We start from the raw sequence: 22,159 nt of genomic DNA on the forward strand, positions 1-22,159 counted from the left end.
TGCGGCTAGCTTCCTAGTTTGCACTTTAATTTTCATTGAGTATTATCTTATCTCAAGCCCATTTGAGCGAGCTTGGTTTGATATTTGTTTTGATCAACCAGCAAGCCCAAGCCTCCATAAACATCATAGGCATCTACCCAGTCACCCAGTTCTGGAATCGTCAATTTTTCAATACCATTTTTTGCTCCATCCAAAACAGATAAACCGTTTGTTAGGAGGAAAGTATAGGGTACGTTGGTTGAGGTCATAGCAAAAACCTTTCCAAGAGCTTCAGAACCAGTGAAAAGTTTAGTGGGATCTTTAATTTGCTCTAAAATTGCTGTTAAAACTTGTTGCTGTCTTTTTGTACGGCCGTAATCCGCCTCATCATCATCACGGAAACGAGCATAATTGAGCAGGGTCGAGCCATTCATCTGCTGTTTTCCGACTTTAATGGTTTGGGTTGGAGACTCAGTCTCGGTAGCATATAAATCATCTCCGACTGTAGCTTCTGTTAGGGGACGCCCATTCAATGTTGAAAATTGAGCATCAATCGTCACCCCATCAGGGAAAAGCGTGTCAATCGCTGTGGCAAAGGCCTGGAAATCAACCAAGGCGTAGTACTTAATGTCCAAGTCAAAATTATCTTTCAAGACTTGGCGAACCATTTCTGCCCCTTTTTGCCCCTCTTGTTCTCCTAACTCGTAGGCTACGTTTAACTTGTTATCTGTCTGTTTTCTACCATTAATCACTTGACTATAACCATCTATATAGACCAAATTATCACGCATGAAACTGACTAGCTTCATTTTCTTATCTGAGCCCCCGACATTTAATACCATAATAGAGTCAGTTCGTGTCTCAACACTATTTTGACCGATTCGACCGTCTGTCCCCATGATCAAAATATTAACTCCATCTCTAGTGTCCTGACCATTAAAGACTTGAACCTGTGCTGCCTTAGCATCAGCAGTTTTCTTTGCGCTAGCATCTTGGTAACCACGCAAAAACATGAATACCATGGCCAAAGCCACACAGACCAAAAGTGAAAAAATCACCATAAAAATTCGTTTAAGACGGAGCTTCCGTCTTTTCTTTTTTGGAGGGAAAGAGAGTGCTTGTGATTTGGATTGTGAGCGACTCCGGTTCGCATAGCTTGGTAAGTCAACCTGCTCTTCTCTTTCTTGTTCCAAGCTAGAGCTACTATTTCCCCTAGCAAGAGTTAGCTTTTCTTGCAAATAGGCAAACTCATTTTTTTCTCTCTCATTGAGATAATGAATATTTTTTAGCAAATAATCATAACGCAACTGCTCATGATGACTTAAGGGATTTTCTTTACTCATCTTCTCTCCTTTCCATGGTCTGATATTGGATAAATAGGATAGGCACCCAGAATTTTATACTGGATTCCAATCGCTTCTAATTCTTTTTGGGCAAAGTGGACCAAGTCCTTATCGGTATAATCCACATCGATAATGAAAAAGTATTCACCCAGTGCTGTCTTGAGTGGACGACTTTCAATTTTTGTCAAGTCAATTCCTCGCCAAGCAAAGGTCGACAGGGCCTTATAAAGTGCACCTGGAAGGTTGTCAGGTAATGTCAAGGCCAAACTCATCTTTTCAGTTTGTGCTTGCAAGGGAATAGAAGGCTTTTCAGCTCCTAGAACCCAGAAACGTGTGAAATTGGCTTCCATTTCCTGAATATCCTCGGCAATCAGTTCCAATCCATATTCTTCAGCAGAACTTCTAGGTGCAACTGCTGCAAAGGGCTGGTCTGGATGTTCGGAAATAAAACGGGCCGCATAAGCTGTACTAGCTGTTACCTCGATTTGAGCCTCTGGATATTGTTCATCGATGAATTTCTTTCCTTGAGCCAAGGCCTGTGGATGTGAAAAAATCTTTTCAATCTTAGTATGGCCTGGAACCACCATCAACTGCTGATGAATAGGCTGAACGATTTCTGCTACTGCTTGGATGTGAGCCAGATGAAAAAGATAGTCCAAGGTTTCATGAACACTACCCTCAATAGAGTTTTCAACTGGCACCACAGAATAGTCCACTAATCCTTGCTCATAAGCCTTGATGACATCTGTAATGTTGGCAAAAGCCTGCAATTCCTCATTAGGAAAAGCTGTCTGCACAACATGGTGTGAAAATGATCCCTTGGGACCTAGATAAGCAATTTTCATCTTAGTTCCTCTATAATTTCCTCCGGACTTAGCTTGGTCACATCCAAAATCCGACTAGCCACTTCCTCATACCAAACCTGTCTTTCTTGGAAAATAGCTGCAAGTTCTTCCTTGCTATTATTTAGAAAAAGCGGGCGCTGATTATCCTTATCAGCTGCGATACGTTGGTAGAGGGTTTCAAAATCTGCTTTCAGGTAGATGTTATCTGTATTAGTCTTGAGTAAGTCACGATTTCTCTGAGAAATAACCACTCCTCCTCCAGTTGACACGACTTGGTCTGTTTGTAGTAAATTAGCTAGGACTTCTGACTCTACCTGACGAAAGGCCGCTTCGCCCTTTTCCGCGAAAAATTCCGCAATGGACATACCTAAACGCTTCTCTATCAGAGCATCCATATCAAGGTAGTCTGGGTCTAAACCTCTTGCAATAGTCGATTTGCCAGCACCCATAAAGCCTAGTAACACCTTAGCCATGAGTCAAGTTCTCCAAATCATCAAAGAAGCTAGGATAGCTGGTATTGATGGCTTCTGCCCGATCAAGTTCCACTTCTCCATCTGCAACCAAGAGAGCTGCGATGGCTGTCATCATGCCAATTCGGTGGTCTCCAAACGTATTGACTCTAGCACCGTAAAGAGCGGATTTTCCTTTGATAATCATTCCATCTGCTGTAGGTGTGATATCTGCTCCCATACTATTCAGGGCGTCTGCCACCACCTGAATGCGGTCTGTTTCCTTGACCTTAAGTTCCTCAGCATCCTTGATAACTGTTACACCTTGGGCTTGGGTCGCAAGTAGAGCGATAATGGGCAATTCATCAATCAAACGTGGAATCAAGGCACCGCCAATCTCTGTTCCTTTCAAGTCTGAAGACTCAACAGTCAAGGTAGCAGATTTAGCGACTGGGTCAATTTCAGTCATTTCCAATTTTCCACCCATGGCGCGAATGACATCAATAATACCGGTGCGCGTTTCGTTGATACCCACATTCTGCAGCACTAGACGAGAGTTTGGAACAATCAAACCTGCGACTAACCAAAAGGCTGCACTGGAAATATCTCCTGGTACGACCACCTTCTGTCCTGTCAATTTTTGTGGCCCTTGGACTGTGATTTTCTTGCCCTCCACACTTAAATGGCCACCAAATTGTTGCAACATATCTTCAGTATGATTACGGGTGCACTCTTTTTCGATAATCACTGACTCCCCCTGAGCCTGCAAGGCCGCAAAAATCAAGGCTGACTTGACTTGGGCAGAGGCAATTGGCAACTCATACTGAATAGGTCTTAGGGTTTTCGTCCCTTTTAAGTGAAGAGGAGGCAGGTCTCGCTCAGTTTGTCCCGAAATGCTAACGCCCATTTTTTTCAGAGGAATCGTCACACGATCCATAGGACGTTTGGAAAGACTGTCGTCTCCAAACATTTCTACTTCAAAATCTGCACCTGCAAGGACACCTGAAATCAGGCGAATCGAGGTACCAGAATTTCCCATATCAAGGGCATTTTGCGGAGCTTTTAAGCCTTCCATACCCACACCTTGAATGGTAATAACCCCATCTTTGTCCTCAATTTCAACACCAAGGTCACGAAAAACCTGCATGGTCGAAAGAACGTCTTCACCTCGCAGAATATCATAAACCTTGGTCTCACCCTCAGCCAAACTTCCAAAGATAATGGAACGGTGGCTGATAGACTTGTCACCTGGAACGCGGATACTGCCATGTAAGTGGCGAATGTTTGTTTTTAGTTTCATACTGGACCTCATACTTGCAATACTTTTACCTATTTTATCATAAAAAGCCAGAAATTCCTTAAAAATTCTGACTTTAGGATAGTTCTTTTCTTATTTTAGCAATTCTGAAACTGGTTCGAAAACAATTTTTTCAATGTCAGAAAGGTAAATGGCCAATTGTTGTTGCTTGGTAAAGAATTCTGACAAGAGGCTGTTCCCTTGAATCTGTTTACCAAAGCCTTCCATTTTCGCTTGGAAGGATGCGTCTGGCATTTGCCCTGTCTGGGCTAGTCTTTGAATTTCTTCTTGGAAGGCAACATATTCTGTAAAGATTTTACTTGCCTCAGCATCTGCTGCAATCGCATCTTTAGCTGCTTTAACAGCCTTGTATTCTGGTAATTCGCGTAGACCGCGACTGAGTTCGTTTGCACTATCGTAAATATTTGACATGATTTTCTCCTTATTCATTTCTTTTTAAATTACTAGTCACTCTGTGGTCTTTATTATTGTGCAATCACTTTTATATGACCTCTTGAATGTCCATTGCTTAATTCCTTATCTGGTATATACTCTATCTTCAAAGTTCCTAAATTAGAACCTGTTTTTATTTCATTTGACATAAGATTATCAAAATAGTTCTCTATCTCATCATCAGATAAGGATGATTCAATCGATTTAACAATATCATGAAATACTTCTTTCATTCCTGCAACACCAGATTCACTATTTTCATTTGTCTGATTTATTGTTACATTGATTTTATCAGTATCATTTGCATGTAAAAGCTCCAAGTAGTATCCGTAGCTTGATGCGAAATATTTACTTTTATATTTTATTTTTATATTTCCTTTTTTGATATTTTCTAATGGGCTATTAGAATTTTGATTATAGCTATTGATAAACTCATTAATAATTCTATCGTCTACATACTTTGAATTGGTTTTCTCTTAACTTATTTCCTTGTTGGATGGTTCATTTTTTGTCTCAACACTGGCTTCTGAAGTAGTTTTCACATCTTTTTTAACAGCGTAAGCTCTAAGTAAGATAAAAGAAATAAAGATAACACCAAATATGAATTTAAGCTCTATTTTAGGCATATTTTTCTCCTTATTTGATGACGACTGTGTGGTCGGTATTTTCTGTTATGAGATGCTCGGCTCTTTCCAAGTCTTGAGCATTTTTAAATGAAATTTGTAGGATTCCGTGAATATCTTCACGATTTTCCTCGTTGATGTGGATGTTAACCAAGGAAGTTCCACGTAGCAGTTCCAAAATCCGCAGGATGACATCTTCTTCATCAGGAACGTCAACATAGAGGTCGTAAGAGCTATCCACACCACCACGCTTATGGATTTCCATGGTCTGGCGTTGTTCACGCGCTTGGTTAAAAAAATTCCAAATTTGCTCTTCATCCCCCTTACTAATGGCCTGACCAATCGCTTCCAAACGTTCCTTAAAATCCTCAATTCGGTCTAGAATAGTCTCACGATTGGACAAGAGAATAGAGGTCCACATACCCGGCTCGCTTTCCGCAATTCGGGTCATATCTCGAAAACCACCGGCCGCAAAGCGCCTTACCATCTCATGTTCTTGAGCATAGACCGCAGTCTGCTCCATGAGACTAGAAGCCAGAATATGAGGGAAATGGCTAATCTGAGAAGTCACACAATCATGCTCCTGGGCATCAATCTCGATAAAACGAGCATGAAGACCTGAAAGCAGATCCTTCATTTCCTTAAGCGTGTCCTGACTTGTCAGCCTCGAAGGTGTGAAGATATAATAGGCGTTTTCAAAAAGATTGACATCCGCAGAAGCTGCCCCTGTCTTGTGACTACCAGCCATGGGATGGGCCCCGACAAAGCGAACAGACTTGCCAGCCAAATACTGCTCCGCCGCATCCACAATGGCTGACTTGGTCGAACCAGCATCTGAAATAATGACCCCTTCTTTCAAGTTCAAACCTGCCAACTCCTGTATAAAAGCAATGGTCTGCTTGATTGGCAAGGTCAAAATGATGACATCAGCCAGAGGAGCAAAACTGGCAAAATCATCCGTTGCTCGGTCAATCATGCCTTCTTTCAAGGCAATATCTCTCGAAGCTTGACTGCGATTATACCCTAAAATTTCATAATCTGGATGATCGCGTTTGATACCAAGTGCCATAGAGGCTCCAATCAAACCAAGACCTGCGATATAGATTGTTTTTGCCATAGGAACTCCTTAATAGTTCTTTGTATAATCTCGGTGTTGGGCTACCGCTTCTTTTAATTCCTCTAGATTGTCTGATGAGAATTTTTCAAGGATTTCTTGTGCCAGAACCGTTGCCACAACGGCTTCCATAACCACTCCTGCTGCTGGAAGAGCGGTCGGATCACTTCTTTCGACTGTTGCCTTGTAGGGTTCATGGGTTTCGATATCCACACTCATAAGTGGTTTGTAGAGAGTAGGGATGGGCTTCATCACGCCGCGAACAACGATGGGTTGCCCATTAGTCATACCACCTTCAAAGCCACCTAGATTATTGGTACGGCGGGTATAACCGTCTTCTTTAGACCAGAGAATTTCATCCATGACTTGGCTGCCTTTACGATAACCAGCTTCAAATCCAAGACCAAATTCCACCCCTTTAAAAGCATTGATAGAAACAATTGCTTGGGCCAATCTTGCATCCAATTTTCTGTCCCATTGGACATAGGAACCAAGACCAACTGGAACACCTCCAACGACTGTCTCCACAACCCCACCGATGGTATCACCGTCACGTTTGATTTGGTCAATGTAATCCTTGATTTCCTGTTCCCGTTCTTGGTTGACAATAGAAACGTCAGACTGGGCAGCTCGTTTCTTAATCTCAGCAACTGTGAGATTCTCAGGAACATCGATTTCCTTGCCACCAAAAACCACGACATGATTAGCAATCTCCATACCCAGCTCAGCCAAGAGGCGTTTGGCCACTGCCCCCACTGCTACCCGCATGGTGGTTTCACGAGCTGATGAACGCTCCAAAGAATTTCTTAAATCATCAAAACGGTACTTGATGCCCCCAACCAAGTCGGCGTGACCTGGACGAGGATGGGTGATTTTTCGTTTGCTTTTAAGGCGGTCTTCAATGTCCTCTGCAGACATGATGTCCAGCCATTTCTGGTGGTCCTTATTGACGACATCCATGGTAATAGGCGCCCCTGTCGTCTTCCCGTGGCGAACGCCCGAAGTAAAGATAACTTGGTCGCTCTCAATTTTCATACGACCACCGCGGCCGTAGCCACCCTGACGGCGTTTAAGGTCGCCATTGATATCCTCAGCTGTCAAAGGAAGCCCAGCTGGAATTCCCTCAATGATAGCTGTCAGACGGGGGCCGTGTGATTCTCCTGCAGTTAAATATCTCATACACTCTCCTTATTTTACCAAGTAGTCTTTCATCTCTTCCAGAGAAACTGGGTGAATGGTCGCTGAACCAAGCTCTGGCACCAAGACCAATTTCAAGATGTTGCCACGCGCTTTCTTGTCATGAGTCAAAGCCTGATAAAGCTTGTCAACATCCCAGTTTTCATAGTCAACAGGCAAGCCAAATTTCTGACACATAGCTGTAATGGACTGAGTTATTCCTTCTGGCATAAGGCCTTTTTCCTCAGCCACCTTGGAAATCTGCACCATTCCCATGGCAACAGCTTCACCATGCATGACTTTCCCATACCCAGCCGTCGCTTCAATGGCATGACCAATGGTGTGGCCAAAATTGAGGTAAAGGCGAACACCATTGTCCAACTCATCCTCAACTACCATCTTGCGCTTGACCTGACAAGAATGTTCAATCAAGGTCTCTGCATGTTCCAGAATGCTCTCAACAGAACCATCCAGCTCCGTCAAAAGAGCCCACAGTTCTGGATCCTCAATCAAGCCATACTTGATGACCTCCCCCATCCCTTCAATCAACTCTCTTTTTCCAAGCGTTTCAAGGACAAGCGGGTCAATCAGAACCCCATCTGGTTGGGCAAAGGTACCCACCATATTCTTAGCAAATGGAGTGTTAACGCCTGTCTTTCCACCGATAGACGAATCCACCTGGGCAGTTAAACTGGTCGGAATCTGAACAAAGTGAATACCCCGCATATAGGTAGAGGCTACAAAACCAGCCAGGTCCCCAACGACACCACCTCCGAGAGCCACGACTCCATCGCTACGAGTCAACCCCTGCTTAACTAGAAATTCATATACTTTCTGAACAGTAGTTAAATTCTTTCTTTCTTCCCCTTCTAAAAAGTCAAAAACAGCTACCTGAAAACCAGCATCTTCTAGGCTGAGTTTGACCTTCTCAGCATAAAGAGAAGCTACATGGTTGTCTGTTACGATGAGCACTTTTTGTGGTTGCCATAGTTCTCGCAACCATTGACCAGCCTGAGCCAGACAACCTTTTTCAATCTGAATATCATAAGGATGATGAGGAATATCGATTCTGATTTTCATAGGAGAGTCTCCCTTTCTTTATTGGTATTTTTCTGTTAAAGACTGCCAAATCTCTTCTGTCGGCATTTCCTTGCCTGTCCACAGTTGAAAAGCTTCTGCAGCTTGATAGAGCAACATTCCCAGACCATTGACTGCTGGATTGCCCTGACTTCTAGCCCATTTCAAAAATGGCGTTTCAAAGGGTTGGTAAATGATATCTGCGACCAAGAGAGTCTCTGTCAGATTGATGTTTTCTGGAACTGGGGATGATTGACCATCCATGCCCACACTAGTCGCATTGACCAGTAAGCCCGAATCGGCAATCCTTGCTTGCAGTTCCGAAACATCTTCTAAAGCATACAAGTCCACTTTAAAGCCTGTCTGCTCCTGTAACTTGTCTAGGTGAGGTCTTGTTTTTTCCATAGAAACGGAACGAACAAAGACCGAAATCTGACTGACACCATCCAAAATGGCTTGCGCTATAATGGACTTGGCCGCACCACCTGCACCCAGCAGGGTCATCTTCTTACCTGTAATTGTAAAAGAAGGCAAACTCTTAAAGAATCCCTTGCCATCTGTATTATATCCAATCAAATTCCCATTCTCATTGACAACCGTATTGACCGCACCAATCAAGCGCACCTCATCGCTCAGCCCGTCCAAATAAGGAATCACCTGCTCCTTATAGGGCATGGACAGATTGATGCCAAACATCTGGTAGCGACAAATATTGGCTACTGTTTCTGCCAAATCACCCGCTTCAATCTCCCAAGCAACATAAACACCATTGGTAGCTGTCGCCTCAAAGGCCCTATTGTGGATGAAGGGAGAAATAGAATGTTTAATAGGATTGGCAACAACTGCAGCTAAACGTGTATAGCCATCAAGCTTCATCCAAAATCTCCCTGATTTTTTTCATGCTAGCTAGAGAAATCTGACCAGGGGCACTAGCCTCATCCAGACTGGCAAAAGACCAACTCGAACCAGTCACATCCGCAGTGATACGAGAAACCTTGCCCACCTTACCCATAGAAATAGTTACATATTCCTGCTCAGGATTGAGAGTTTTAAAGCCCCGTGTATAGTTCATCAAGTCTAGCACATCCTGCTCCGTATGAGCCATCACCGCAACCTTGACAAGTTTTGGATTTAGGCTCGTCAACTCTGACAAGATTTCCATCATATTTTCAGGTGTTTCTTGGAAATTGTGGTAACTCAAAACGAGATTTGGGAAGTCCAGCATTTCCTCAAAAACATCCTTGTAGCTATAGTACTCAAAATCAATATAGTCTGGTTGATAGAGTTGCACCACTTCCTTGATTAAATGGATATATTCTTCTGAAGAAAGGTCAATTTCTCCCCCTTCAGAGCGAGTTCGTAGCGTGAAAACCAACTCACGACCTGCGAATTTTTCAAAAATAGCTGGAGCCACCTGCAAAATCGCTTCTTTAGGCAGATAGTCGGCACGCCATTCAATGATGTCGGCATCCAGGTACCTCGTGGCATCCAGAGCCTGGGCCTCCTCTAAACTTCTTGGCATTACTGAAACGATTAATTTCATTTACTAACCTTCATACTAATCACCTTGAGGTAATTACTACTTTCATCTTTTTTATTATAGGCGAAGTCTGCTGGAAGACCGTATTTATTTAAAATCTGGTAACTTCTTCCTGCAAAGCCTTTATCAATTTGTTCTGTAAATTTCTGACGGGAAACATTGGCAGCATTGGTACTGGCAATGATAATCCCTCCAGGATTTAAAATCTCAAGACTCTGGGAAATCAACTTGTGATAATCCTTGGCCACAGAGAAGGTTTGTTTTTTGTTCCGAGCAAAGCTAGGCGGATCTAGGACAATCACATCGTAGGTCAAGCCTTTTCGTTTGGCATACTTGAAATATTCAAAGACATCCATGACCACAAAACGATGGTCGTCTGTGCTGATTCCATTTGCCTGAAAATGCGCTTGAGACAATTCTCGTGAACGTTTGGCTAAATCAACCGAAGTTGTCTGGTTTGCTCCTCCCATGGCCGCAGCTACTGAAAAAGCTGCTGTATAAGAAAACATATTGAGCAAGGATTTACCCATAGCCAATCCATCCACCAAGCTACCACGAACCTCGTGCTGGTCTAGGAAAATCCCTGTCATCAAGCCATCATTCATAAAGACTTGATACAAGACACCATTTTCCAAAACAGTGAAAAAGTCAGGTGCTTCTTGACCATAAACATGGGTAGATTCATAGTCCAAACCCTTAAAGCGGATCTTCTCATAGGCCCCTAAAACCTCAGGAAAAACCTGTCTAAAGGCTTCTGAGATGGTCTGACGAATCTGATAAACATAAGAGTTATACCAAGAAAAGACAGCATAGTCGCCATAAAGGTCCACTGTCAGACCCCCAAAGCCATCTCCCTCTTGGTTGAAGAGACGAAAGGCAGTTGTCAAATCATCTTGATAGTAGGCGCTTCTCTTTTCTTTAGCTTGTCTAAACAGCATTTCAAAGAAAGCTTGATTGAAGGTGATCTTGTCCTTACTAACAAACCAGCCCAAGCCCTTGTTTTGCTGAGAAAGGTAGGCAGTCCCAAGAAAGGTTCCTTCTTGACCCTGCACTTCTACTTCCTGATCCTTAAGATTGACATTCTCAAGATCACTGGCTTCTAGTAAAACTAGCCCCTTAGCAAGCTTCTTTTCAACCCTTTTGCTAACTCTTATTCTATTCATAACTACCATTATATCAAACTTTTAGCCAATTCTCAAAAAAGAAACTACCCTTGCTTTTTTACTCTTCTTTTAAAAAATGGTATACTAATACTAATAAAAATTTAGGAAGTAAATGTGTGAGAATTAATTTTAACAAAATCCAAAAAGCCATGGGTACCAGACTGGGTTTTGTCCTAACCCTTTTAATCCTCTATTGGCTCAAAACCTTATTAGCCTATGCCGTTGACTTTAATTTAGATATTCAAGTGGGCAAGTTGCAGGGAAATTACCTTGCCTTTATCGCCTTTTTCAATCCCCTTCCCTTGGGATTACTCCTGCTAGCTCTAGCCCTCTATGCTCGGTCAACCAAAATCTTTTATGGTCTGAGTATAGCTATTTATAGCCTGTTATTCATTTGGCTTTATTCCAACGTCTTTTACTATCGAGAATTTAGTGACTTTATCACGGCTAATACCATGAAGGTGGTCAGCAAGGTGTCTGTTGGTACTGCAGAATTAGAGTTACTGCGCTTTTGGGATTTCATCTATTTTATGGATTTCCCACTGCTGGCTTTCCTTTTCTATAAAAAATTCATCCAGCTGGATAGGAGACCTTTCAAATTCCGCTCCAGTGTTGCCATCACTGCTCTCTCTGCCCTGCTCTTTTCAGCTAACCTTTTCTTGGCTGAAATTGAGCGTCCCGATCTCCTATCGCGAGGATTTTCGAATTATTATGTTGTCCGCGCCCTCAGTTTACCAGCTTTTTTAGGCTATAGTGCCAACCAATCCTATAGCGCTAATAAAGAACGGGCTAAGGCCTCTGAGACTGACCTTCAACCTATTACAGATTATATTCAAGAGCATTCGGCTAAGCCCAATCCAGACTATTTTGGCTTGGCCAAAGGAAAAAATGTGATTTATCTCCACTTGGAGAGCTTCCAGCAGTTCCTACTTGACTATAAACTCAACCTAGATGGAACTGAGCATGAAGTCACTCCCTTTCTTAATTCCCTCTACCATTCGCAAGCAACCCTATCCTTTTCGAATATCTTTAACCAAGTCAAGGCTGGTAAAACCTCAGATGCGGAAACCATGCTAGAGACCGGTTTGTTTGGACTTGACCAAGGTTCCTTTATGGTCAACTATGGAAGTACCAATACCCAGCAGGCAGCGCCTTTTATCCTAACAAAAAATGGCTATCAATCAAGTGCTGTCTTTCACGGTAATATTGGGACCTTCTGGAACCGAAATACGACCTACAAACAATGGGGCTATCAATACTTCTTTGATGCATCCTACTTCACCAAGCAAGACAGTAGCAATTCTTTCCAATATGGTTTAAATGATAAAATCATGATGAAAGATTCTATCCAATATCTGGAGCACTTGCAGCAGCCTTTTTATGCCAAGTATATCACGGTGTCCAATCACTATCCCTATGCTAGCAATCTGACAGGCGATGAGCTTGGTTTCCCACTGGCTAAAACCAAAGATGAAACAATCAACGGCTACTTCCAAACAGCTAACTATCTGGATAGTGCCATCAAGGCCTTCTTTGACTATCTCAAAGAAAGTGGCCTCTATGAAAAATCCATCATCGTCATTTACGGAGACCATTATGGTATTTCCAACTCCCGCAATCCTGAGCTGGCACCCTTGATTGGAAAGACTTCTGAGAACTGGTCGAATTACGACAATGCCATGTTGCAACGGGTGCCTTTTATGGTGGTCATGCCTGGCTATGAAAAAGGACAAATCATCAATACCTACGGTGGACAAATCGATATCTTACCGACTCTCGAACACCTCCTTGGTATTGAGTCCAATTCCTTCCTTCAAGTCGGCCAAGACCTTCTGTCTCCAGATCATCAAGAAATCGTTGCCTTTCGAACTGCCAATTCCTTCGTCACACCAAAATACACCAGCTACGACGGACGAACCTACTATACTGAGAGCGGTCTTGAAATCAGCAATCTTGATGAACAAGCTCAAACTGAACTAGAAAGCGTTCGGCAGGCAGCCAGCCAACAGCTAAAAATCAGCGACCAGATTCAAACTGGTGATTTGATACGTTTCTACCAAGCAGATTATCTTGGAAAAGTTGATACTGAAAGTATTTCTTACCTCAATTCCTTGCCAATTCTGCAAAAGATTGAACAGGAAAAAGGTAGTCAGTCAACCAGCCTCTTTAGCCAACGACAAGGCAAAACTAGTACTGACCTTTTCAAGGCACCAAGTTACCAAGAACTCCATCCCGAGTCTGCAGAAACTGAATCAAAATCACAATAAAAATGCTCTTCCATCGTGGAGGAGCATTTCTTTTTATCAACAAAAATCAAAGAGCAAACTAGGAAGCGATCTGCAGGCTGCTCAAAGCACTGCTTTGAGGTTGTAGATAAGACTGACTAAGTCAGCTCAAAACACTGTTTTGAGGTTGTGGATAGAACTGACGAAGTCAGTAACCATATCTACGGCAAGGCAAAGCTGACGTGGTTTGAAGAGATTTTCGAAGAGTATTAACTTTGAGATTATAGGTAGAGAGGGTTGTATCAGCAATATATGTCTGTCAAGTTTAGTGACAAAGGTAGAAGAAAGATGAAGAAATAAATCAGCTTCAGCAGGTATCTGGAAAATTTGATTTTATAGAAAAGCCTTTTGTTACAAACTAAATATACTATCAATAAATAATATTATAGAAGCAACAATAATTAAAATTTCACCTATCTGCATCATTCTATTTCTAACTTTAAATATATGTTCTATCAAAAATACTTGGATCACACACATTATAGGAATGAAAGTTTTTGAAATTGAAAAATATCCAAATAAATAAACTATAAACAACAATAATAGAACTATATTATATTTCTTATTCAAAACATTCCTCCCTATATTTTTTTGATTGCCAATCGTAATCATTTACAACTATATTCTAACAAACTATAAAAGCGTTTGTCGAATTGAATTTATCAAGCAAGCGACCAACTAGCTCATCTTTTTTCTATTTCTGCCAATATGCGTGACAGGTAGTAATGATAGCCAAAAATAGCAAGAGCAAGCAAGAGGATAAGAACTCCTACTCCCAAGCTGATGGCAAGGACAGGGGCGAGAGACCGAACCAAGAACAAACTTGCTATGACTAAAATCATTAAGATAACACTATAAATTAAGAGTAAAACTATTGCTACTATACGATTTGAACGGTTCACCAAGTCCGTAATGCTACTCCAATTGGTTGACAGATTTTTCACGTCCTTAAGGTAATGGTGGCAAGAAAGGATGACACTGGCAAGGATCCATGCCACAAGAAGGTAAATCATCGAAAGGATGGGCAAGCCTAGATATAGAGAAAGGCCAAGTAAAGTCAGAACTGGTAAAAAGGACTGGACAGCAAATATAATCCAAAATTTCACTTTCACATAACGAGCAAAGTCAAAGGGTAAACTCTTAAGAAAATCAACATTTTCTCTCTCCAAGGACAAGGCAATTGAATGCAGGCTGGTGATATTGTTATTGACAACTGCTATAAACACTCCTACAAAAAACAAGGGTAACCAGTATGGAGGATGAATGTCTGGAACTATCTGAGAATCTCGGATTTTGGAAATCAGACCGATCATCATGAGATAAGGAAGGAAAGCACTTGTAAAAAGCACTGTAATCACGCCAGTCCCCTGTCCCAAGAGGGTGAGGTGGTAGCGTAAAACCATACGGAAAAATCCCTTTTTAGTAGTTGAAATTCTCTCCTTACTGCGACGTTCTTTCTTGACCTTCTCCTCACTGTTAAGCAGAATCACGTCATAAAAACGAGGAAAAACCTTCTTTTTGCTCAAGTAAAGCAAGAAGAGAGTTAGTCCTATCCAAGCGAGCAGACCCAGGATGGCTTCTGTCGAAAAAGGCTCCACTGCTATTTTGTAAAAGAGATGAATAGGATAAAGGAGAAATGGAATGTCTCTAACTTTGTCAACAATACGTCCAGAAGTCGACTGTAGAAAGAAGACATATATTAAAGGTATGAGAACTCCTATCCCAATCATCACATTCGAAAAAATAGACTGATACTTTCTGAAGACCCTAGTCTGAGCCAAGAAATGTACTGCCACTACCATCACTAAAGTAACAGAGACAAATAATAAGGCCAAGGACAGTAGCATCAAAGGCAAGCCCAGCCAAAGAGAAGGTGCTAGCCTAATATAGAGGACTAGAAAATAAGCTAGGATTGGTACAATTCCAGTTAGAGCTGGCAAGAGAACAGACAGTCCTTTAGCAATTATAATCTCTGATTCTTTAAAGGCATAGGGTCTATACGATACCAAATCCTTACTCTCATAAAAGACATTATAAAAGGCCGTTAAAGAAGTTGAAAAGGCAACCACTAGTAAAATAGTAACCATGAAACTAAAATAAACAGGCATTTCTTCAAAAGGAAAATGAATGGCTATATTACTTAAAAAAAAGAGCATCAAGAGGCTAGAAAAAATGTAAGAACTTAGAACTCTAGCGGAAACATTTACTTTTTTCCCAGGATTCTTAGCCTGCTTCTTTCGTAGGTTAGCCAGATTAGCTTCTTGAGATGAATAAAGGATATTGATATCAACTAATTTTTTAATGACCTTGAAACGCATCTGAAACCTCCTCTTTTCTACCAGCAAGGCTAAGATAGATACTTTCTAAAGACTGGTCTGGATGGTCTTTTCTCAAGTCCTCTACGCTACCACAATAAATCAAATGTCCCTTTTTCAAAATGGCAATCCGATCACAAACTTGCTCAGCTACCTCTAGGACATGGGTTGAAAACAAGACTGTCTTGCCTTTTTGTGCATGTTCCTTCATCATTTGCTTCAAATCAAAGGCAGCCTGGGGATCCAAACCTGTCAAGGGTTCGTCCAAGACCCAAATATCGGGATCAGACAAGAGTGCCCCAATGACAAAGACTTTTTGACGCATTCCGTGAGAAAGGGTTTCAATAACCTGATAACGATTTTCAGCAAAATCAAAAACGTTCAATAGCCTAGCTAGATTAGCCTCCAAGTCAGAGCTAGTCAGATCATAGGATGAAGCAATCAATTCCCAAAATTCATTGGCCGTTAAACGTAAAAATAAGTCAGGCGAGTCTGCTACGTAGCCAATCTTTCGTTTAATAGCCAAGCGATTTTCCGATAACTCCTGACCATCTACCAAAATACGACCACTGCTGGGCGAAATGATACTGACTAGGGATTTTATGGTGGTCGATTTCCCAGCACCATTATGGCCAATCAAGCCCATAATCTCTCCATTTTCAATCTGCAGATTGAGATTGCTCAAGGCCTCTTTATCACCATACAACTTACTAACATTTTGAAATTCAATCATGGGACAACTCCTATCTTTATCTATATTACATACTATTATATTAGCACTTTAATACAAAAAAATCAACACTTTATTTTGAGTAGATACAATAGTTTCCTTCTATTCTTACGCAAACGTTTGCGCCGAGAGATACTTTATGATAGAATAAAGAACAAGATTGACAAGTAAGAGGAAACATCATGCAAAATCAAACACTCATGCAATACTTTGAATGGTATCTGCCCCACGACGGTCAGCACTGGACACGTCTGGCTGAAGATGCTCCACACCTAGCTGATCTCGGTATCAGTCATGTCTGGATGCCACCAGCTTTCAAGGCTACCAATGAAAAAGATGTAGGTTATGGTGTCTATGACTTATTCGACCTAGGAGAGTTTAACCAAAAAGGGACTGTCCGCACCAAGTATGGTTTCAAAGAAGACTATCTTCAAGCCATTCAAACTCTAAAAGCACAGGGAATTCAACCTATGGCTGATGTGGTTCTCAACCACAAGGCTGCTGCCGATCACAGGGAAGCCTTTCAGGTTATCGAAGTTGATCCTGTAGACCGTACAGTTGAACTTGGAGAACCCTTCACCATCAATGGCTGGACTAGTTTTACCTTCGATGGTCGCCAAAATACCTACAATGACTTCCACTGGCACTGGTACCACTTCACAGGTACAGACTATGATGCCAAACGTCGTAAGTCTGGGATTTATCTCATCCAAGGGGATAATAAGGGCTGGGCCAACGAGGAATTGGTCGATAATGAAAACGGTAACTACGACTACCTCATGTATGCTGATCTAGACTTTAAGCATCCTGAAGTCATCCAAAATATCTATGACTGGGCTGATTGGTTCATGGAAACGACTGGTGTAGCTGGTTTCCGCTTGGATGCCGTTAAACACATTGACTCTTTCTTTATGAGCAATTTCATCCGTGATATGAAGGAAAAATACGGTGAGGATTTCTATGTTTTTGGTGAATTTTGGAACCCAGACAAGGAAGCCAACCTAGACTATCTTGAAAAAACGGAAGAACGATTCGATCTTGTCGATGTTCGTCTCCACCAGAATCTCTTTGATGCTAGTCGAGCAGGTTCCAACTACGATCTTCGTAGCATTTTCACAGATAGCTTGGTTGAACTCAAACCTGACAAGGCTGTGACTTTTGTCGACAACCACGATACACAACGAGGTCAGGCTCTTGAGTCTACCGTTGAAGAATGGTTCAAACCAGCAGCCTATGCCCTCATTCTGTTACGCCAAAATGGCCTTCCATGTGTCTTTTACGGCGACTACTATGGGATTTCAGGGCAATATGCTCAACAAGATTTCAAAGAAGTCCTTGACCGTCTCCTAGCCATCCGAAAAGATTTGGCCTATGGAGAGCAAACAGACTACTTTGATGACGCAAACTGTATCGGTTGGGTACGTTCAGGTGCTGAACATCAATCCCCAATCGCAGTCCTTATCTCAAATAACCAAGAAAGCAGCAAGTCAATGTTTGTCGGCCAAGAATGGGCTAACCAAACTTTCATAGACTTACTTGGAAACCACCAAAGTCATGTTACAATCGATGAGGAAGGTTATGGACAATTCCCAGTCTCAGCTAGATCCGTAAGTGTCTGGGCAGCCAATACAATCTAATAACTCATAATAATCCAGCCAGGTCCAATCGGATTTGGCTTTTTTGCATTCACAAAAAGACCTACCCAAATGGATAGATCTTTAAACAACCTATATTTTTGTTAAAAATTATATCACTAATTGACACGTTCTGTTCTCAAACATTATAATTTTCATCTAAATCTATAAAATTTTATCTGATTTTGTTCTATTACATTTCCAACATAATGTTTGTAAATTACTTTCCGTAGACATTCCACCCTTTGAAACTGGAATAATATGATCCACTTCTAGCAATAATAAATCTTGTTGAGCAGTAGATGCTCCGCAATATTGGCAAGTATAACAGTCCCTTTCTTTGACATACTCACGTAATTTTTTAGTCATTAATGCACGTTGAGCTTTAGCACTTTTCTTATACTTAACTTGCTCATCCATATAAGTAATTAATAATTCAATTATTTCCTCATTTAGTGTAATTGAAGTAACTTGACTAGAATTACCACCTGCACTAACATATTGAAAAGTATAGGTAGGAAAATTAAAATTAATTTGGGGAACTTCAATGTTGATATAATATAAAAATTCTTCTTTATAATACTTTAAAATAAACTGTGGAGGATTTAAACTATTTAAAATTCTTGCCAATCTATTATCAAGATTCTCTTTAGCATTAAGAAATCGTGATACTTGTTCACCAATTTCTTGAATACGCTGTAGATTTTCTTCGTTAGGCTTAAAATCAAAATACTTACATAAATACTTAAAAGGTTCTAACTCTGCATTTCTAACAACTTGTAGTGAAGCATTATAAACATATTTAGATTGATAATCAATAACGTTCCTATCACGTTGAATATTATACAAACTTGTATTTTGTCCTTTAGCTACATGAGCATACTTATATTTATCAAAACTTGTAGATTGTAAGCTTACCTCATCAAACTTCTCAACATATTTAGCTATTTCATTATATTCTGTAACAAAAGAATCGATTTGTATTTTATTCCGAATAAATTCATCACTTAAAAAGTAATGTTTTTTCATATTATATCGAACAAGCCTATAAATTAAATAAATCCAACCAATCCAAGGAATAAAGAACGCAACAATAAACTTGAGAATTTCATTATTTTTTCTTTTGAATTTATTTAATTTAATTTTATTTCGCTCTTCTTCTATTACACTTATTGGTATTTCAATCGATGAGGTCGATGAGTATATTTCATCTATCGGTTTATTTATTGTATCTCTGTTACTATTAACAGCTATAGCTTTTTTACTATCTTTAATATACAACCAATAGAAAAGGAAAGTAAATACGGAACTAAAAATAATTTGAGATATAAATTGTTGGAAGCCTAGCTGGTCAATAATTTTTTTGGAATCAAATACAAATCCAATTGTTCCCATACCAAAAAATATACTTAAAGCAACATAAATTTTTCTTTTCATAAGAATACTCTCTTAACAATATCTTTTCAACTCTTAATTTTTAAAATTATCAAAGAATTAATAATCGAGTTTACAATTTACCTGCTACTGCATCCAACAATTCTTGGATCTTAGCTTGATTGCTTCCTCCTGCCATGGCCATGTCTGGTTTACCACCACCACGTCCATCGACGATTGGTGCTAATTCTTTGACAAGGTTTCCTGCATGAAGGTCTTTTGTCTTGCTTGCTACAAGGACATTGACTTTATCACCGATAGCGGCAACTAGGACAAGCAAGTCAGAGTAGTCTTTTTGTTTCCAGTTATCCGCAAAAGTACGAAGGGCACCAGCATCTGATACAGACACTTGGCTAGCAATGTAACGGTGACCATTGACTTCCTTAACATCCTTGAAGATATCGCCTGCGGCTGCAGCTGCGGCTTTTTCTTTCAACTCAGCATTTTCTTTTTGCAATTGACGAAGTTGTTCTTGAAGTCCTTCTACCTTGTGAGGGACTTCTTTAAGTTGAGGTGCTTTAAGAGTTGCTGCGACAGCTTTAAGAGCATCTTCTTGTTCACGGTAGGCTTCAAAGGCTTCCTTACCAGTCACTGCCAAGATACGGCGAGTTCCTGAACCAATCCCTTCTTCTTTGACAACCTTGAAGAGACCAATCTCAGAAGTGTTGCCAACGTGGGTACCCCCACAAAGCTCGATAGAGTAGTCCCCGATAGTAACAACACGGACTTCCTTACCGTATTTCTCACCAAAGAGAGCCATAGCTCCCATTTCTTTAGCAGTGTCAATATCCGTTTCAACTGTCTTCACTTCAAGAGCTTCCCAGATTTTCTCGTTAACTTGCTGTTCAATGGCACGCAATTCTTCAGCAGTTACAGCTTGGAAATGGGTAAAGTCAAAGCGAAGGAATTCCACTTCATTAAGTGACCCTGCTTGTGTCGCATGGTTTCCAAGGATATTGTGAAGGGCAGCGTGAAGCAAGTGAGTCGCAGTGTGGTTTTTCATAACACGGTGACGACGATTGGTATCAATTGCCAAGGTATATTCTTGGTTCAAGGCAAGCGGTGCAAGAACGTCAACAGTATGAAGAGCTTGTCCGTTTGGAGCTTTCTGAACATTGGTCACAGTAGCCACGACCTTACCTGACGCATTCAAGATTTGTCCATGGTCAGCTACCTGTCCGCCCATTTCAGCATAGAATGGCGTTTCCGCAAAGATAAGTGAGGCAGTTCCTTCTGATACAGCTTCTACTTCTGCATTGTCCGCCACGATAGCTACCAATTTAGAAGACAATTGGCTAGCATTGTAGTTGAAGACACTTTCTACAGTGATGTTTTGAAGAGTTTCATTTTGCATACCCATTGAGCTACCCTTGACAGCTGACGCACGCGCGCGTTCTTGCTGTTCTTTCATGGCTGCTTCAAAACCTTCACGGTCCACAGTCATACCAGCTTCTTCAGCGATTTCTTCAGTCAATTCAACTGGGAACCCATAAGTATCATAGAGTTTGAAGACATCTGAACCAGCGATAACAGATTGACCTTTTTCTTTCAAGTCTGCTACAATGCCTTGGGCAAAGTGTTGACCTGAGTGAAGGGTACGGGCAAATGATTCTTCTTCGCTCTTAACGATTTTCTCAATAAAGTCACGTTTCTCAAGCACTTCTGGGTAGTAGCTTTCCATGATTTTTCCAACAGTTGGGACCAGTTTGTAAAGGAAAGGCTCGTTGATACCCAATTTTTGACCATGCATAGAGGCACGACGGAGAAGACGACGAAGGACATAACCACGACCTTCATTTCCTGGAAGGGCGCCATCACCGATGGCAAATGACAAAGAACGAATGTGGTCAGCGATAACCTTAAAGCTCATGTTGTCGCCATCTTGGTCATAGACCTTACCAGACAATTTCTCCACTTCACGAATGATTGGCATGAAGAGATCCGTTTCAAAGTTGGTCTTAGCCCCTTGGATAACCGCCACCAAACGCTCCAAACCAGCGCCCGTATCAATGTTCTTGTGTGGCAATTCCTTGTATTCGCTACGAGGAACAGCAGGGTCTGCGTTAAATTGTGATAACACGATGTTCCAGATTTCGATATAACGGTCGTTTTCGATATCTTCTGCAAGTAAACGAAGACCGATATTTTCTGGGTCAAAGGCTTCTCCACGGTCAAAGAAAATCTCTGTATCAGGTCCAGAAGGTCCAGCACCGATTTCCCAGAAGTTATCCTCGATTGGAATCAAGTGACTTGGATCCACTCCCACTTCAATCCAGCGGTTATAAGAATCTTTATCGTCTGGGTAGTAAGTCATGTAAAGTTTTTCAGCTGGGAAGTCAAACCACTCAGGGCTTGTCAAAAGCTCATAAGCCCAAGTGATAGCCTCATCACGGAAGTAATCACCGATAGAGAAGTTCCCCAACATTTCAAACATGGTATGGTGACGTGCTGTCTTCCCTACGTTTTCAATATCGTTGGTACGGATAGCCTTTTGGGCATTGGTAATACGTGGATTTTCAGGGATGATGGTCCCGTCAAAGTATTTCTTAAGGGTTGCTACTCCAGAGTTGATCCACAAAAGAGTTGGGTCATTTACAGGAACCAAACTTACTGATGGTTCTACAGAATGACCTTTGGTCGCCCAGAAATCAAGCCACATTTGGCGTACTTGTGCACTAGATAGTTGTTTCATATTGTCTCCT

At 41.2% G+C, this 22,159-nt stretch carries 20 protein-coding genes; 2 read left to right on the forward strand and 18 right to left on the reverse strand.

All coding sequences use genetic code 11. The features are described from left to right. Positions 1–47: 47 nt before the first annotated feature. From psr to HT693_RS01550, 13 genes are all read right to left on the reverse strand, one after another. A complete protein-coding gene (psr, locus tag HT693_RS01490; RefSeq protein ID WP_000032344.1) occupies positions 48–1,322 on the reverse strand; it encodes a polyisoprenyl-teichoic acid--peptidoglycan teichoic acid transferase Psr in 1,275 nt (424 codons plus the stop codon). Next, entirely contained in the window at positions 1,319–2,167 is an 849-nt protein-coding gene (pheA, locus tag HT693_RS01495; protein WP_172924689.1) for a prephenate dehydratase, read from the reverse strand. The genes psr and pheA overlap by 4 nt, the downstream gene beginning before the upstream one ends. Continuing rightward, positions 2,164–2,640 (reverse strand): shikimate kinase, encoded by a 477-nt coding sequence (locus HT693_RS01500; protein WP_001151365.1) that lies wholly within the window; start codon positions 2,638–2,640, stop codon positions 2,164–2,166. Before HT693_RS01500 ends, pheA begins: the two co-directional genes overlap by 4 nt. Continuing rightward, positions 2,633–3,916 carry a 3-phosphoshikimate 1-carboxyvinyltransferase gene (gene aroA, locus HT693_RS01505; RefSeq protein ID WP_000769893.1) on the reverse strand — a complete coding sequence of 428 codons (1,284 nt, stop codon included), beginning with the start codon at positions 3,914–3,916 and terminating at the stop codon, positions 2,633–2,635. Before aroA ends, HT693_RS01500 begins: the two co-directional genes overlap by 8 nt. Positions 3,917–4,006: 90 nt before the next feature. After that, positions 4,007–4,345, reverse strand: a complete 339-nt coding sequence (locus HT693_RS01510; RefSeq protein WP_000065969.1) for a YlbF/YmcA family competence regulator — start codon at positions 4,343–4,345, stop codon at positions 4,007–4,009. A gap of 53 nt (positions 4,346–4,398) precedes the next feature. Continuing rightward, entirely contained in the window at positions 4,399–4,686 is a 288-nt protein-coding gene (locus tag HT693_RS01515; RefSeq protein ID WP_000421417.1) for a hypothetical protein, read from the reverse strand. Between the two features lie 156 nt (positions 4,687–4,842). Continuing rightward, complete coding sequence (locus HT693_RS01520) at positions 4,843–4,992, reverse strand: hypothetical protein (protein ID WP_001124152.1); 150 nt, start codon at positions 4,990–4,992, stop codon at positions 4,843–4,845. A 10-nt stretch (positions 4,993–5,002) separates the two neighbouring features. After that, the gene (locus tag HT693_RS01525) at positions 5,003–6,106 is read right to left on the reverse strand and encodes a prephenate dehydrogenase (RefSeq protein ID WP_001140489.1); all 1,104 of its coding nucleotides are present in this window, start codon (positions 6,104–6,106) and stop codon (positions 5,003–5,005) included. A 9-nt stretch (positions 6,107–6,115) separates the two neighbouring features. Further along, positions 6,116–7,282 (reverse strand): chorismate synthase, encoded by a 1,167-nt coding sequence (gene aroC / locus HT693_RS01530; RefSeq protein WP_001269877.1) that lies wholly within the window; start codon positions 7,280–7,282, stop codon positions 6,116–6,118. A 9-nt stretch (positions 7,283–7,291) separates the two neighbouring features. Next, positions 7,292–8,359, reverse strand: coding sequence for a 3-dehydroquinate synthase (aroB, locus tag HT693_RS01535; protein ID WP_172924691.1), 1,068 nt, complete (start codon positions 8,357–8,359; stop codon positions 7,292–7,294). 18 nt (positions 8,360–8,377) lie between these two features. Continuing rightward, the gene (locus HT693_RS01540) at positions 8,378–9,232 is read right to left on the reverse strand and encodes a shikimate dehydrogenase (protein WP_023932792.1); all 855 of its coding nucleotides are present in this window, start codon (positions 9,230–9,232) and stop codon (positions 8,378–8,380) included. Further along, complete coding sequence (aroD, locus tag HT693_RS01545) at positions 9,222–9,899, reverse strand: type I 3-dehydroquinate dehydratase (protein ID WP_000767767.1); 678 nt, start codon at positions 9,897–9,899, stop codon at positions 9,222–9,224. Before aroD ends, HT693_RS01540 begins: the two co-directional genes overlap by 11 nt. Then, the gene (locus tag HT693_RS01550) at positions 9,896–11,059 is read right to left on the reverse strand and encodes a class I SAM-dependent rRNA methyltransferase (RefSeq protein WP_172924693.1); all 1,164 of its coding nucleotides are present in this window, start codon (positions 11,057–11,059) and stop codon (positions 9,896–9,898) included. Before HT693_RS01550 ends, aroD begins: the two co-directional genes overlap by 4 nt. Positions 11,060–11,208: 149 nt before the next feature. On the opposite strand from HT693_RS01550, the gene HT693_RS01555 reads away from it, so the two are divergent. Next, entirely contained in the window at positions 11,209–13,326 is a 2,118-nt protein-coding gene (locus HT693_RS01555; RefSeq protein ID WP_172924714.1) for an LTA synthase family protein, read from the forward strand. A gap of 369 nt (positions 13,327–13,695) precedes the next feature. Here HT693_RS01555 and HT693_RS12335 read toward each other — a convergent pair whose 3' ends face one another. The 3 genes from HT693_RS12335 to HT693_RS01570 all read right to left on the reverse strand — a co-directional run bounded on the left by HT693_RS12335 (position 13,696) and on the right by HT693_RS01570 (position 16,392). Beyond that, entirely contained in the window at positions 13,696–13,956 is a 261-nt protein-coding gene (locus HT693_RS12335; protein ID WP_172924695.1) for a hypothetical protein, read from the reverse strand. A 71-nt stretch (positions 13,957–14,027) separates the two neighbouring features. Continuing rightward, positions 14,028–15,662, reverse strand: a complete 1,635-nt coding sequence (locus tag HT693_RS01565; protein ID WP_166731342.1) for a hypothetical protein — start codon at positions 15,660–15,662, stop codon at positions 14,028–14,030. Further along, complete coding sequence (locus tag HT693_RS01570) at positions 15,643–16,392, reverse strand: ABC transporter ATP-binding protein (protein ID WP_172924697.1); 750 nt, start codon at positions 16,390–16,392, stop codon at positions 15,643–15,645. The genes HT693_RS01565 and HT693_RS01570 overlap by 20 nt, the downstream gene beginning before the upstream one ends. 179 nt (positions 16,393–16,571) lie before the next feature. On the opposite strand from HT693_RS01570, the gene HT693_RS01575 reads away from it, so the two are divergent. Next, the gene (locus tag HT693_RS01575; RefSeq protein WP_172924699.1) at positions 16,572–18,026 is read left to right on the forward strand and encodes an alpha-amylase; all 1,455 of its coding nucleotides are present in this window, start codon (positions 16,572–16,574) and stop codon (positions 18,024–18,026) included. 162 nt (positions 18,027–18,188) lie between these two features. On the opposite strand, the gene HT693_RS11825 is transcribed toward HT693_RS01575, so the two are convergent. Together HT693_RS11825 and alaS are read right to left on the reverse strand one after the other, a co-directional pair. After that, on the reverse strand, positions 18,189–19,460 hold the full coding sequence (locus HT693_RS11825; RefSeq protein WP_055356678.1) for an HNH endonuclease: 1,272 nt from the start codon (positions 19,458–19,460) through the stop codon (positions 18,189–18,191). A gap of 70 nt (positions 19,461–19,530) precedes the next feature. Beyond that, positions 19,531–22,149: an alanine--tRNA ligase gene (gene alaS / locus HT693_RS01585; protein WP_023939052.1), complete on the reverse strand. Its 2,619-nt coding sequence runs from the start codon at positions 22,147–22,149 to the stop codon at positions 19,531–19,533. Positions 22,150–22,159 lie beyond the last annotated feature (10 nt).

The organism is Streptococcus sp. 2154, assembly GCF_013277255.1.
Lineage (GTDB): Bacteria > Bacillota > Bacilli > Lactobacillales > Streptococcaceae > Streptococcus > Streptococcus pseudopneumoniae.